Annotated in this window: 11 protein-coding genes and 1 pseudogene; 4 read left to right on the top strand and 8 right to left on the bottom strand. The window is 69.2% G+C overall.

Annotated elements, in window-relative coordinates; genetic code table 11:
• Nucleotides 1-191: 191 nt before the first annotated feature.
• The 5 genes and pseudogenes from ACTH43_RS13545 to ACTH43_RS13525 form a co-directional block, all read right to left on the bottom strand.
• Nucleotides 192-740: a GNAT family N-acetyltransferase gene (locus ACTH43_RS13545; protein ID WP_441445430.1), complete on the bottom strand. Its 549-nt coding sequence runs from the start codon at nt 738-740 to the stop codon at nt 192-194.
• A gap of 136 nt (nt 741-876) precedes the next feature.
• Nucleotides 877-2,232: pseudogene (locus tag ACTH43_RS13540) on the bottom strand (RNA polymerase sigma factor); the annotation flags it as partial.
• A 114-nt stretch (nt 2,233-2,346) separates the two neighbouring features.
• A complete protein-coding gene (locus ACTH43_RS13535) occupies nt 2,347-2,772 on the bottom strand; it encodes a universal stress protein (protein ID WP_441445429.1) in 426 nt (141 codons plus the stop codon).
• Nucleotides 2,773-2,827: 55 nt separating this feature from the next.
• On the bottom strand, nt 2,828-4,093 hold the full coding sequence (gene metX, locus ACTH43_RS13530; RefSeq protein ID WP_441445428.1) for a homoserine O-acetyltransferase MetX: 1,266 nt from the start codon (nt 4,091-4,093) through the stop codon (nt 2,828-2,830).
• 53 nt (nt 4,094-4,146) lie between these two features.
• Complete coding sequence (locus tag ACTH43_RS13525) at nt 4,147-5,322, bottom strand: hypothetical protein (protein WP_441445427.1); 1,176 nt, start codon at nt 5,320-5,322, stop codon at nt 4,147-4,149.
• A 147-nt stretch (nt 5,323-5,469) separates the two neighbouring features.
• Between ACTH43_RS13525 and ACTH43_RS13520 the strand changes: the two genes are divergently transcribed.
• A complete protein-coding gene (locus ACTH43_RS13520; RefSeq protein WP_441445426.1) occupies nt 5,470-6,612 on the top strand; it encodes a polyprenyl synthetase family protein in 1,143 nt (380 codons plus the stop codon).
• 134 nt (nt 6,613-6,746) lie between these two features.
• Here the strand turns inward: ACTH43_RS13520 and ACTH43_RS13515 are convergent, their stop codons facing one another.
• Entirely contained in the window at nt 6,747-7,100 is a 354-nt protein-coding gene (locus tag ACTH43_RS13515; protein WP_441445425.1) for an Rv2175c family DNA-binding protein, read from the bottom strand.
• Nucleotides 7,101-7,236: 136 nt separating this feature from the next.
• Here ACTH43_RS13515 and pknB point away from each other — a divergent pair, with 136 nt between their 5' ends.
• The gene (gene pknB, locus ACTH43_RS13510) at nt 7,237-9,375 is read left to right on the top strand and encodes a Stk1 family PASTA domain-containing Ser/Thr kinase (protein ID WP_441445424.1); all 2,139 of its coding nucleotides are present in this window, start codon (nt 7,237-7,239) and stop codon (nt 9,373-9,375) included.
• Nucleotides 9,376-9,510: 135 nt separating this feature from the next.
• Here pknB and ACTH43_RS13505 read toward each other — a convergent pair whose 3' ends face one another.
• Nucleotides 9,511-10,905 (bottom strand): class II 3-deoxy-7-phosphoheptulonate synthase, encoded by a 1,395-nt coding sequence (locus ACTH43_RS13505; protein WP_441445423.1) that lies wholly within the window; start codon nt 10,903-10,905, stop codon nt 9,511-9,513.
• A 69-nt stretch (nt 10,906-10,974) separates the two neighbouring features.
• A complete protein-coding gene (locus tag ACTH43_RS13500; RefSeq protein ID WP_441445422.1) occupies nt 10,975-11,709 on the bottom strand; it encodes a lysophospholipid acyltransferase family protein in 735 nt (244 codons plus the stop codon).
• Between the two features lie 76 nt (nt 11,710-11,785).
• Between ACTH43_RS13500 and ACTH43_RS13495 the strand changes: the two genes are divergently transcribed.
• Nucleotides 11,786-12,559 carry an alpha/beta hydrolase gene (locus tag ACTH43_RS13495; protein WP_441445421.1) on the top strand — a complete coding sequence of 258 codons (774 nt, stop codon included), beginning with the start codon at nt 11,786-11,788 and terminating at the stop codon, nt 12,557-12,559.
• Nucleotides 12,556-13,125 (top strand): hypothetical protein, encoded by a 570-nt coding sequence (locus ACTH43_RS13490; protein WP_441445420.1) that lies wholly within the window; start codon nt 12,556-12,558, stop codon nt 13,123-13,125. The genes ACTH43_RS13495 and ACTH43_RS13490 overlap by 4 nt, the downstream gene beginning before the upstream one ends.
• The last annotated feature ends 72 nt before the right edge of the window (nt 13,126-13,197 follow it).

The following is a 13,197-nucleotide window of genomic DNA, read 5'->3' as shown; positions in this document are numbered from 1 at the left end:
CCCGAGCGCGGCCCCCCCCCCGCCGGGGGGCGCTTCGGCTGCCCCCCCCGGGCCCCGTCCCCGGCCCCCCCCCGGCGGGGGGCCCCCCCTTCTCGTCTGCCTGTCCGCCCCACTGCGGGGACGCCCTGCAGGCGCGCACTGCGGGTAGGCGCGCTCAGGTGGGTCGTGCAGCAGCCCAATCGCTCAGCAGGTCAAACGCGCAGCAGCTGTTCGGCGTGGATCGCGTACTCGACCCAGTAGGTGCTGCGGCCCTCTCGGGCCTCCCGGGCCCCAGTGGCGGCGAAGCCGAGACGCTCATAGAGACCCTGAGCCGGAGTGTTGGTGTCGTCGACATCCAGCCGCAGGTCCGGTCGCCCGAGCTCGAGGGAGAGACGAGCGGCACTCGCGAGGAGGACACGGGAGAGTCCAGTGCCGCGAGCAGCAGGACGGACCCAGAGCGAGACGATGTAGGCGCGGTCCGCGGGGATCACATGCTCGGGGGTGTAGCCGGCAGGGAGCAGGGCGATCCCGCCGAGCACCGATCCCCCGCGTCGGGCCTGGAGATGGACTCGCGGTCCGGCGATCTCCCGGCGCCATTGCCGCTCGTCTCGGCGGCGGGCCTCTGCCGGATCCGCCCAGAACGCCTCGGGGTCGGCGGCGAGCATGTCCAGCCGCAGATCCCGATGGCTGGCCCAGTCCTCGCCGGTTACGCGATGGATCCGCACCGTGGTGGCGGCGTCCGTGCCCGTGGTCGTCCTCATTGCCGGTGCTCCGTCTCCCGGGTTCGTGCCGATCGCTGCTACGTGCTGATCACTGCTGTGTGCGAGCGTCCGCCGAGCGGCGGACAGAGGACGGGCCCGGTTCTAGTGGAACCGGGCCCGTCCTCACTGCTGAACGTCAGTCGAGGTAGTCGCGCAGCACCTGCGAGCGCGAGGGGTGACGCAGCTTCGACATGGTCTTGGACTCGATCTGACGGATCCGCTCACGGGTCACGCCATAGACCTTGCCGATCTCATCGAGCGTCTTGGGCTGACCGTCCTCGAGCCCGAAGCGCATCGAGACCACTCCGGCCTCACGCTCGGAGAGGGTGTCCAGCACCGAGTGGAGCTGCTCCTGCAGCAGGGTGAAGCTCACTGCATCGGCCGGGACCACGGCCTCGGAGTCCTCGATCAGGTCGCCGAACTCGCTGTCGCCGTCCTCACCGAGCGGGGTGTGCAGGGAGATCGGCTCGCGACCGTACTTCTGGACCTCCACGACCTTCTCGGGCGTCATGTCCAGTTCCTTGGCGAGCTCCTCCGGGGTGGGCTCCCGGCCGAGGTCCTGCAGCATCTGCCGCTGGACGCGGGCGAGCTTGTTGATGACCTCGACCATGTGCACTGGGATGCGGATGGTGCGGGCCTGGTCCGCCATGGCGCGAGTGATGGCCTGGCGGATCCACCAGGTGGCATAGGTGGAGAACTTGTAGCCCTTGGCATAGTCGAACTTCTCGACCGCGCGGATCAGGCCGAGGTTGCCCTCCTGGATGAGGTCCAGGAACAGCATCCCGCGACCGGTGTAGCGCTTGGCCAGGGAGACCACGAGGCGCAGGTTGGCCTCGAGCAGGTGATCCTTGGCGGCGCGGCCGTCCTGGGAGATGATCGCCAGCTCGCGACCGGCCTTGGTCTTGGTGATCGACTCGTCGCCCTTGAGCTTCTGCTCGGCGTAGAGACCGGCCTCGATGCGCTCGGCCAGCTCGACCTCCTGCGCAGCGTTCAGGAGTGCGACTTTGCCGATCTGCTTGAGGTAGTCCTTGACCGGGTCGGCGGTGGCGCCGGCGGTGACGACCTGCTGGGCGGGGGCGTCATCCTCAGCGGCGTTGAAGACGAAGCCGCCGGACTCCTCGACCTTCGTGTCGGTCGCGGACCTGGCCTTCTTCGCCTCGGTCTCCTCCGACTCCTCCTCGGTGTCGGAGTCGGCCTCGGCGGCCTTGGGTGCGGCGGCCTTCTTGGCGGCCGGCTTCCGGGCGGCGGTCTTGCGTGCAGGGGCCTTCTTGGCGGGGGTCTTCGGTGCGGCGGTGTCAGCGGTCTCGACAGCGTCGGTCTCGACGGCCTCGGAGCTCTCCGCTGCCTTCGTGGCCGCGGCGCTTGTCGAGCGCTTCGCCTTGGAGGCGGTCTCAGCAGTACTGGAGGAGGTCACAGAGTTCCTTCTTCCGGCGGCGGCCCGGCATGGGCGGTCCGCCACACTCGGGCGATCGGTCTTCTCGGCGCGGCTCGCGGTCTCCGCTCCGTGTCACGTCACCGGTATCTACCGGTTTCACGGCGCACGAACGCACGGTGCCGTCAAGCCTGTTGAGTATAGCGCCGCTCGCAGTGGTTTATTCCCACCCGCTCAGGCGCCTGTGACGCCACCGACCCCACTCGCGTGGTGGTCGTCCTTGACGGCGAGCACCGGACAGGCCGCGCCGAGCACGACCCGACGCGCCGAGGCGCCCAGGTTCAGCTTCCCGATCGGCGGCTTCCGGCGGAGCCCGATCACGACCAAGCTCGCCGCGACCTCGTCCACGACCGAGAGGATGAACTCCCCGATATCGCTCTCGAGGCTGCTCCGCACGGCGACGTCGGCCTGCTCGGTGCCGAGCGCGCGCAGTTCGTCACGCACCTCGTCCTCGGTGGCGGCAGTAATCCCACGCTCAGCGTCGTGATAGAGATGTGAGGCGATGACCAGCCCCTCCCCCGTGCGCGCTCCATAGCGGAGGGCGGCCTTCAGCGCGGCCCGTCCCTGACCCGACGGGGAGTACCCCACGACGATGCTCATGCGACGTCTCCTCCCTGCGACCGTGCAACGGTGCAGTCACACCGGCTGACCCAGCTTAGTCGCCGATGAGGGTGCCGATCCACTCCTCGAGTCCCGGATGGGCGAGCAGGAATGCATCATGCCCGACAGGCGAGGTGGCCACCTGCCACTGCGCCTGGGGGACGTGCTGGGCGATCTCCTCCACCAGAGCCGGCGGGAAGAGCCGATCAGAATCGATCGCGACCACCAGTGTGCGGGCACGGACACGGCCCAGGGCCTGTGCCACGCCTCCGCGACCTCGGCCGACGTCATGGGTGCTCATCGTCTGCGCGAGCGTGATGTAGGAGTTCGCGTCGAACCTGCGGGCGAGCTTGACCGCATGGTGATCGAGATAGCTGGTCACCTGGTGCCTGCCCCGGCCGTCATAGGGGTCCTCTCGCCCCTGGGCCTGATTGCCGAAGCGGCTCTCGAGCTCTTCCGCCGTGCGATAGGTGGTGTGCGCGATCCGCCGGGCGATGCCCAATCCGGACTTCGGCCCCTGCCCGCTGCCGCCGTCGTAGTAGTCCCCTCCCTGGTACTCCGGGTCCAGCTGGATCGAGGCGATCTGAGCGTTGTTCCAGGCGATCTGGTCCGCGGTCGCCCGAGCGGAGGAGGCGATGACGCAGAGCCGCTGCACCTCGTCGGGGTGGGAGACGCCCCATTCGATGGCGCGCATCCCTCCCATCGAGCCGCCGATCACGAGCGCCCAGTGCTCGATGCCGAGCTGGTCCCGCAATCGTCGCTCGGCATCAACCTGATCGCGGGTGGTGATGATGGGGAATCGCGAGCCGTAGGGGAGGCCGTCCGCACCTGGCGAGCTGGGCCCGGTGGTGCCCTGGCATCCACCGAGCACGTTCGGTGCGATCACATGGAAGCGGTCGGTGTCGATCGGCCGGCCGGGGCCGACCATCTCCTCCCACCAGCCAGGGCTGGGGTGGCTACCTCCGGCCGGGCCTCGTACGTGGGAATCACCCGTCAGTGCATGGAGCACCAGCACGGCGTTGCCACGGTCCTGGTCCAGCTCCCCCCAGGTCTCGTAGGCGATGGTGACATCGTCGAGGATCTCCCCGTTCTCGAGCAGGAGCGGGCCGATCTCGGCGAACTGACGGTCACCAGCTCCCCTCTCCGGGCGCCAGGCGCCCGACGCCGAGGCTGGATCCGCGGGAGCCGAGTCCGTCGGAACGGAATCCGTGGAAGCCGAGTCCGTCGGAGCGGAGTCCGTGGGAGCGGACGGCGCGTGCAGGGCCCCGTCGCGGGCGGGGATTCTCGCATCGACAAATCGGTGCTCTCCGAGGACGGTCATCGGTGCTGCTCCTTCGGTGGCCTCCCCCGCGCAAGGCATCGTGGCGGCCCGGGTCAGGCGCTGGGCCACCAGGCAGGGAAGATCGGCGTATCGGTCATCCGTGAGAGCAAGGGTGCCAGAGTCGACTCCGGTTCCTGTTCCCGGAGCTCATCGACGAGACTGCCCGCAGTGGCGAAGCGGTGGTTCCACCATGCCAGCAGCACCAGCAGCGCGGTCAGGGCTCGCCATGCTGACCGGGCGATGCGGCGCTCTGCCGGCAGTGCCGCCACCATGGCCGCCGCGGCGATGCGCCGGAGCTTCTCGAGCCCCATGTACCACCTTCCACCTGCGCAGACGTCGTCGTGCGGCCGCCACTCCCGATCACTGACCAAGGTCTGCAGGAGGGTCTCGCGGTCGATGACGCGAGTGTCGCCATGCTCGACGAACTGGGCCAGCAGCTCCCAGTGGAGCCGCTCGACGGCGATGGCGGACAGCAGCGACGCGATCTGTTCACACTTCGTCATCCGTTCTGCCGGAGTGAGGCTGAGGGCACCGCCGCCGAGCCTGTCCAGTGCGGAGAGCGCCGCTGTGAAGAGCTTGCCGGGGTCCGCTTCCGAGGAGAGGTCGAGTGCAGGGAGCCGAAGGCCGCGACCGATCTCCTCCAGCATCGGGTTCGGAGCGTCGTGGTGCGGGATGGCGCGCCCGGTGAGGACGGCCGACGCCGCCGCGCGGGTGTCGGAGAACGCGCGCAGCGGTCCGGTCGCCGTCACGCCGACGTCCCCTGCTCCTCCCTCGTGCAGATTCCTCTCCAGCTCCCAGGAGGTCGACCCCGCCGCGCCGTGGAGGGACAGGAGCTGGAACATGGGCGCGGGCGAGGACTCGGACTCCAGCGTCCGGGCAGCGGCGTGAAGGAGCTGCCCTGCACGACGCATGACCTCGTGGATCACGGGCTCCAGCAGATCCTGGTATCCGTCACCGAGCACGATCAGTGCATGCACGACGGGGCCGCCGCGATCGCGCATCAGCGCCAGGTGGCGCTCGAGGTTCTCACCGCCCCCGGGTCCCAGCAGGTCGGCCAGTGCCGAGCGGGTGATCATCGGTGGGGAGCTGGCGCCACCGGAACTGGCGAGGATCAGCGAATCCACGGGAGGCTCACGCAGGCACAGCCTGGCTTCTGCGAGCAGCTCGGCGGGGTCATGGACGTCGAGGACGTGGCGGCCGTGATCGGCAGGGGTGATGTGAGTGGTCATGTCTCAGACCTTCACCGATCTGTCGCCGCCACAGGTGCGAACCTGGCTCCTTGGGGATGGACAGCCGCTGTGGAGGAACCGTCCGACGGGAGGGCCGCACAGCTGCGCGTGGGAAGATCGTGACGCCCGCCAGAAAGGAAGTTCCCGATGCCCCCTTCCCACACGCCGCCCCTCGGCGACCGCCTGCACGCGCTCGACGAGCTGCTGGTGGAGCGGGTCGCCGAGGTCACCCGCGCCGAGCTGGCCGCGCATCGGCGGCACCTCGAGGAGATCTCGCCGGAGGCCGCCGGACTGATCGACGCCCTCACCGGCTACCTCGAGGGAGGGAAACTGCTGCGCCCCCGCTTCTGCTTCTGGGGCGGCGTGGCGACGCTGGGCCGGGAGCCGACGCCCACGGAGGTGGACGCATTGGCCCGACTCGGCGCTGCGATCGAGCTGATCCAGGCAGCAGCGCTGATGCATGACGACGTCATCGATCACTCCCCGATGCGGCGCGGACGACCGGCTCTGCATATGCAGGCCGAGCAGGAACATCGCAGTGCAGGCCTGGCCGGTGCCCCAGAGGAGTACGGGATCGCGACCGCGATCGTGCTGGGCGATCTCGCGTTGAGCTGGTCCGAGCAGATGGCCGCCGGGGTTCAAGGAGCTCCCGTCCCGGTGACCCGCGCCCGCCGTGAGTTCGATGCGCTGCGCACGGAAGTGATGTCCGGGCAGTACCTCGACATCCTCCACCAGGCCGGAGGGTTCTCCTCAGCCCCCGATGCGGAGCTGGCCGCGCTCTCCGTCATCCGGTGGAAGACGGTGCCGTACACGGTGCTGCGGCCGGTGCGGATCGGTGCCGCTTTTGCAGGGGCGCCGGACCAGGCGCTGGATGCCCTCTCAGCCTGGGCGATCGAGGTGGGGACGGCTTTCCAGCTGCGGGATGACCTGCTCAGCGTGGTCGGGGATCAGGACGAGACCGGCAAACCGATCGGCGGAGACATCGTCGAGGGCAAGCGCACCGTACTGCTGGCGCGCACGCGGCAGGCCGCTGACGCCAGTGGCCGAGCGCTGCTGGACGAGGTCGTCGGCAACCCCGAGGCGGACGAAACGCAGATCAGCGCAGTCCACGCGCTGATGGTGTCCACCGGCGCCGTCAGCTCCGTGGCCGACGAGGTGCGCCGACGGGCGGCACGGGCCCGTGCGCTGCTTCTGGACACGCCAGAACTGGGTGAGCTGGGCGCCCAGGGCCGCGCAGGCCTCGAGGCGCTCGCGGACCTCGCCACGGATGTGGACTCGCTGCCCGCCTGACGGAGTCTGAGAAGCAGGGTCCTGCGCCGAGGTGTCTCTGCACCGGCAGGCCTCTGCGCCGCCAGATCTCGGCGCTTCCGGTCCTCTGGGTCGGACGGACAGAAAGAGGTCAGAAAAGGGTCGTCAGAGAAGGGTCAGAGCGCGAGTGCGAGCGCTCGCCGGCGGACCTCGCCGCGCTGGCCCTTGCGCAGCTGATCGATCGGCCTGCCGGGCAGCGTCTCGTCTTCGGTGAACAGCCAGCTCAGCACTTCTGCGTCCTCGAAACCGCCGTCTCGCAGCACGGTGATCGTCCCCGCGAGATGCGGGATGAGCTCGCCGTCACCGATCAGCAGCTCCGGCACCATGCGCACCACGGGGTCTCCGCGGCGCACCGCGATCAGCTGACCTTCCTCGATCAGGCGCCGCACGCGCGAGACCTCCACGTCCAGTCGCTCGGCGACGTCGGGGAGGGGAAGCCAGTTGGTGATGAGGGAATCGAGTTCGTCCACTCCCCCAGGGTGCCACGCACGGACCGCACGCGCATCCCTGCGGCCGCCGACGCTCCCGGTCGTGCATCACACCACCACCGGTCTCGTGCGTGTGTCGGTCCCGGTTCCAGCAGCGTTGCGGACCTAGATTGGCTCCGTGAGCTCGGCAACGTCGACTTCCCCCGGCATCAGCCTGCTCCTCGACGACCGCTATCGGGTCGAGGAGCCGATCGCGCGCGGCGGAATGGCGACGGTGCATCGCGGGCATGATCAGCGTCTGGACCGTGTCGTGGCTCTGAAGATCATGCACCCCCACCTCGCGATGGACGAGGATTTCCGGCGCCGCTTCGGCCGGGAGGCACGCTCAGCGGCCCGTCTCGCCCACCGCAATGTCGTGGGCGTCTTCGACCAGGGCGAGGACGAGGACCGCATCTACCTGGCGATGGAGCTGGTGGAGGGCGAGACGCTGCGAGCGCGCATCGTCGACCAGGAGCGGCTCACGATCCACGAGAGCCTCGCCATCACCGCCCAGGTGCTCGAGGCGCTGGTCGCCGCGCACGAGGCGGGCATCGTCCATCGGGATATCAAGCCCGAGAACATCCTCATCGACCGCAGCGAGCTGGTGAAGGTCGCAGATTTCGGGCTCGCCCGGGCCATCGGCTCGAACAACTCCTCCGCGAGCGCCACCCTGCTGGGCACCGTGGCCTACATCAGTCCTGAAGTGGTGACCCGGGGGCACGCGGATGAGCGCAGCGATCTCTACTCCCTCGGGGTGGTGCTGTTCGAGATGTTGACCGGGCGCCAGCCGTTCCTCGGCGAGCAGCCGGTCCACGTTGCCTTCCAGCACGTCCACGAGGACATCCCGGCACCGTCCACGCTGGTCTCGGGGATCCCCCGCGAGCTGGATTCGCTGGTGACCTGGGCAGCAGCGCGCCCGGTGGAGCAGCGACCGGCGTCCGCGTCGGACCTGCTCCGGGCAGTGCGGGAGCTGTCGACCACGCTCCCCTCCGCGGTGCTGGAGACCAGGCCGGAACCGCTCGGCGACACAGACACCTCCGATGTGCCGCGGTTGACCACCTCCCTCGACGAGGTCGCCTCCGAGCTGGGACATGGTCCACGGGCATTCCCCGCAGCGCTGCTCGCCCCGGGGGAGGACGACGCAGGCCCTGCCGACGATGCTGCAGAATCGCCCGCAGTGTCGGCTTCCGCGACCATCTCGGCTTCCACCACTGTGTCCGCCTCCCCCATCGCTGCAGGCTCGAGCACTGACGCAGTCTCGGGCGCTGGCGCGGAGGCGGGACCCGTCGGGGAGCCCGAAGAGGGTGACGAGACTCCGCGCGTGGTGACGATGCGAGCACCGCGCACCCCTCGGGGACGACATCTCCCCAGAGGAGCCCGTCGGCGCTCCCGATTGATGCGACTGGTGGCTGTCCTGAGCCTGATCGCCGTCATGGGCATGGGGGCGTGGGGCGGAGGCGACTGGTACCTGAACACCGGGCCCGGCGCGGACCGCACCATCCCCCTGATCACCGGCGCCACGCTCGGAGATGCCGAGTCCGCGCTGACTGCTGCAGATCTTGCGGTTCACACCGAGGAGCGCTTCGACGACACCATCCCGGCCGGTCACGTCATCTCCGCCTCGCCTTCGACCGGGACCACCGTGAAGAAGGGGACGAATGTGGAGGTGGTGGTCTCCAAGGGTGAGGAGACCTTCCCCGTCCCTCAGGTCGTGGGCAGCGACCTCGAGAGCGCCCGCGCCCAGGTCGAGGACCTCGGCCTGGTGCTCGTGGAGGACGATCCGGAGTTCTCCGAGACGGTCGCGGAGGGCGAGATCATCTCGCAGTCGGCCACCGCAGATGCGCTGCCCGTCGGCGGCGAGGTGCACGTGGTCCTCTCCCAGGGACGCCAGCCGATCGCGGTCCCAGATCAGACCGGCAACAGCGCCGGCGTCGCCCGCGCCGCGCTCGAAGCGGCCGGCTTCAAGGTGACCACTGCACAGGCGCATTCCGGGAGCGTGCCGAAGGGTGCCGTCATCTCCCAGTCCCCGGCCTCCGGGACCCGGTTCCTCGGAGACACCATCCATCTCGTCACCTCGCTGGGTCCGGAGATGGTGATGGTCCCGGACGTCTTCCGCCAGCCGGAGGCCGATGCGAAGGCGACGCTCGAGGCGGCCGGATTCGCGGTGAACGTGGTCCATGACAAGGGCGATCCGGTGTTCGGACTCGTCTACGAGCAGTCAGCCGCTGCAGGCGGCGAGCTGGAGAAGGGCTCGACCATCACTCTGAAGGTCTTCTGATCCTGCTGCAGGTCTTCTGAACCTGCTGCCTGATTTTGCTCGCTGACCCCTCTCACTGCCTTTGGTGCAGAGAACGACGACGCCGGTGCCCTCCCAGCCTGGGAGGGCACCGGCGTTGCGTGATCAGAAGCCGGTTCAGCGGCGGGAGAGCATCTCCGAGACCAGGAAGGCGAGCTCGAGGGACTGCTGATGGTTCAGACGCGGGTCCACGAGGGTCTCGTAGCGGCGCGTCAGCCCCTCCTCGTCGATCGAGCCCGCGCCGCCGAGCACCTCGGTGACATCGTCGCCCGTGAGCTCCATGTGCAGGCCGGCGGGGATGGTGCCGAGCCCCTGATGGACTTCGAAGAAGCCGACGACCTCGTCGAGGATGTCCTCGAAGCGCCGAGTCTTGTAGCCGTTGGACGAGGTGATGGTGTTCCCGTGCATCGGATCTGTCACCCAGGCCACCTGGGCGCCGGAGTCACGCACCCCTTCGACCAGTGCCGGCAGACGATCACGGATCTTCCCCGCGCCCATCCGGGTGATGAAGGTCAGTCGCCCCGGCTCGCGCTCCGGATCGAGCTTGTCGATCAGCCGCAGCGCATCGTCGACGGATGCGTCGGGACCCAGCTTCACGCCGATCGGGTTGCGCAGTCGGGCCATGAAGTCCACGTGTGCCCCGTCGAGCTGGCGGGTCCGCTCACCGATCCAGAGGAAGTGACCGGAGCAGCCGTAGATCTCCCCGGTGCGGGAGTCAATCCTCGACAGCGCCTCCTCGTAGTCGAGCAGCAGCGCCTCGTGCGAGGCATAGAACTCCACCACCTTGAGCGCATCGAAATCCGCTCCGATGGCATCCATGAAGCGCACGGCCTTGTCGATCTGCCCAGCCAGCTCCTCGTAGCGGTCGTAGCCGGCACCGGAGGTGAAGCCGCGGTTCCAGGAGTGCACCTCACGCAGGTCGGCGAAGCCGCCGCCGGTGAAGGCACGCAGCAGGTTCAGGGTCGCAGCGCTCGTGGTGTAGGTCTTCCACAGCCGCTTCGGATCCGGGATCCGTGACTCGGGGGTGAAGGCGAACTCGTTGACAGCGTCCCCGCGATAGGTCGGCAGGGTCACGCCGTCACGCGTCTCCTCGTCAGCGGATCGCGGCTTGGCGAACTGCCCCGCCATCCGACCCATCTTCACCACCGGCACCGAGGCGCCGTAGGTGAGCACCGCGGCCATCTGCAGGATGGTGCGGATCTTGTTGCGGATGCGATCCGCGGTGGAATCGGCGAAGGTCTCCGCGCAGTCGCCACCGGCGAGCAGGAACGCCTCTCCCCGTGCGGCAGCAGCGATCCGGTCGCGCAACACATCGACCTCTCCGGCGAAGACCAGGGGCGGAGCGGACCGCAGATCGTCGAACACAGTTGCGCGTGCGGCGTCGTCGGGCCACACCGGCTGCTGCACCCGCGGATACTCGCGCCAGGCGCCGAGTGCTGCCAGGCCGTCGTCAGCCGAGGACAGGGAGAACGCATGCGCGCGGGCAGGGGCATCGGGGCTGAATTGAGTCACCTGCACAGGGTATCCAGTCCCCGCTCCAGCGGTGCGCGGATCCCACCAGCCGGTCCTCACACTGCGGCGTCACACTGCGGCGTCGGACTCCGCTGCTGCCGGGGAACCGCCCGCAGCGGCGCGCATCCGCTGCTTCACGACGTTCGCGTACTCCCCGGATCGTTGCTGGTCGGAGAGGGCGTGGATGCGATCCATCACCGCGTCGGTCACGGCTCGCAGAACTTTCGCCTCCTCCACTCCCTGGAGCGCGGCCGTGATCGTCTGCACGTCCACGGGCTCGCCGACGATGGCATGGATCCGGGGGCGGCGGTGCGGGAAGATCTTCCGTCCGCGTTGCGCTTCGAAGGCGCCCCTCATCGCGACCGGGATGATGGGCGCTCCGGTGACCAGCGCGAGACGAGCCACTCCGGTCTTGCCCCGGTAGAGCCGACCGTCCGGGCTGCGGGTCCCCTCGGGATAGATCCCGAGCACCTCGCCGCGTTCGAGCACCGCCAGACCGGCTTCGATCGCTGCCTTCGAGGCGCTGCCACCGCTGCGGTCCACGGGCATCACGTGCAGCCCTCGCATGACTGCTGCCACCAGACGGTTCACCGGGGAGCCGCCGGAGAAGATATCTGATTTGCCCAGGAAGTGAACACTGCGCCGCACCTGGCCGGGCAGGAAGACGGTGTCCGAATAGGCCTGGTGATTGGATGCCAGGATCACCGGCCCCTGGTCCGGGATGTTCTCGATGCCGCTGATGGTCGGGTTCCACAGCACCCGCACCACCCCCATCACGAAGGGCTTGGCAATCTCGTACAGCACTGGTGTACTCCTGGATCGGTGCTCCGACGAACGGCGAACGGACTGAACTGGTGGATCTGGATGCGACGATGTACCCATGGCGTTCAGCGAACTGTCCCGCCCCTGGAGCGTGCGGGCTCACTCTAACTCGCGTGGCGGTCTGCTCCTGTGCCACGGATTCACCGGTTCCCCCCAGTCCATGCGGCCCTGGGCCGAGGACCATGCCGAACGGGGCTGGGCGGTCGAGCTGCCGCTGCTGCCCGGGCATGCCCGCACCGAGCGGGAGCTCGCCGAGACGCGCTGGCAGGACTGGTACGGATGCGTGCGTGATGCGGCGCTGGACCTCTCCCAGGAGCAGGGCCCGATCGCTGTCGGCGGCCTGTCGATGGGAGGCGCCCTCGCTCTCGCACTCGCGGCCGACCCACAGCTGCGAGGACGCATCGCGGCCGTCGTGGCGGTCAACCCCGGGATGACGCTGCCGCCGGCGGCGAACTTCGCAGAGCTGATCGCGCCGGTGGTACGGACGTTGCCGGGCATCGGCTCCGATATCGCCCTTCCCGGCGCAGTCGAGGAGGCGTACGGGAAGATGCCCCTGCGCGCGGTCGCGCAGCTGCGACGGTTCTTCCGCCGCACCCGCCAGCAGCTGGGTGCGGTGGAGGTGCCGCTGCTGCTGGCCACCTCGAGCGTGGACCACACCGTCCCGCCCACGGACAGCGACATCGTCGCGGCCGGGGTGCGCGGGCCCGTGGAGCGTCTCGCGCTGCCGCGCAGCTATCACCTGGCACCACTGGATCACGACGCGGAGCTGCTGTTCGAGACCTCCGCACGCTTCCTGGACCAGCAGGTCGCAGGCTCGGGAGGTGGAGGATGACCCCCGATTCCGGCAAGGCCCGCGACCCCCGGGACGTGGACGCCGAGTTCGCCAGGATGCTCGAGGGCGAAGGCCTGGTGCTGCGACCGGGTGACGCTCCGCGCGAACCTGCTGCCGCCGCCCACCGCGACACCGAGGACGAGACGCCGCCGGACCCGCAGGAGGGCGACTCCCTGTGGTCCTTCAGCGCTGACTCGCCTGCGGAGCCGCCCAGCCCGGAATCGATCGCCAGGTCCCGGGCGCAGCATCCCGCAGCCGGGCTCGGCGACCCCACCGCCGGACTCCGAGGCGCCGCCGGCCCGCGGGAGCTGGATGACGACGAGGTCATCTATGGGGACTTCGAGCCCCCGGATCCTGATCTTCCGACGCCGTCAGAGGCAGCGCTGTGGTCCTGGACCGCGATGCTGGGCGGGTTCGTGCTGATGCTGGTCACCACGGTGACACCCTCCCTGCCCAGCTTCCTGGGCTGGATCGGCGGGCTCGCCGCACTGGGCGGGCTGGTCTCCCTGCTGCTGCGCGCGCCCCGAGAGCACCGCGACGACCCCCACGACGGGGCTGAGGTCTGATCGACGTGCTGTGAGCTCGCGAACGGCAGGAGACCAGACAGACCCATAGAGCCTGATCGACGTGCTGTGAGC

The organism is Brachybacterium sp. (assembly GCF_052095815.1).
Classification (GTDB): Bacteria; Actinomycetota; Actinomycetes; order Actinomycetales; family Dermabacteraceae; genus Brachybacterium.
This window is presented reverse-complemented; position numbering and strand designations above follow the sequence as displayed.

Excerpts from the sequence above, each read along its gene's own strand:
- ACTH43_RS13525 (WP_441445427.1), bottom strand. The coding sequence starts at position 5,322 with ATGACCACTCACATCACCCCTGCCGATCACGGCCGCCACGTCCTCGAC.
- ACTH43_RS13535 (WP_441445429.1), bottom strand. The coding sequence starts at position 2,772 with ATGAGCATCGTCGTGGGGTACTCCCCGTCGGGTCAGGGACGGGCCGCG.
- ACTH43_RS13495 (WP_441445421.1), top strand. The coding sequence starts at position 11,786 with ATGGCGTTCAGCGAACTGTCCCGCCCCTGGAGCGTGCGGGCTCACTCT.
- ACTH43_RS13520 (WP_441445426.1), top strand. The coding sequence starts at position 5,470 with ATGCCCCCTTCCCACACGCCGCCCCTCGGCGACCGCCTGCACGCGCTC.
- ACTH43_RS13490 (WP_441445420.1), top strand. The coding sequence starts at position 12,556 with ATGACCCCCGATTCCGGCAAGGCCCGCGACCCCCGGGACGTGGACGCC.
- ACTH43_RS13545 (WP_441445430.1), bottom strand. The coding sequence starts at position 740 with ATGAGGACGACCACGGGCACGGACGCCGCCACCACGGTGCGGATCCAT.
- metX (WP_441445428.1), bottom strand. The coding sequence starts at position 4,093 with ATGACCGTCCTCGGAGAGCACCGATTTGTCGATGCGAGAATCCCCGCC.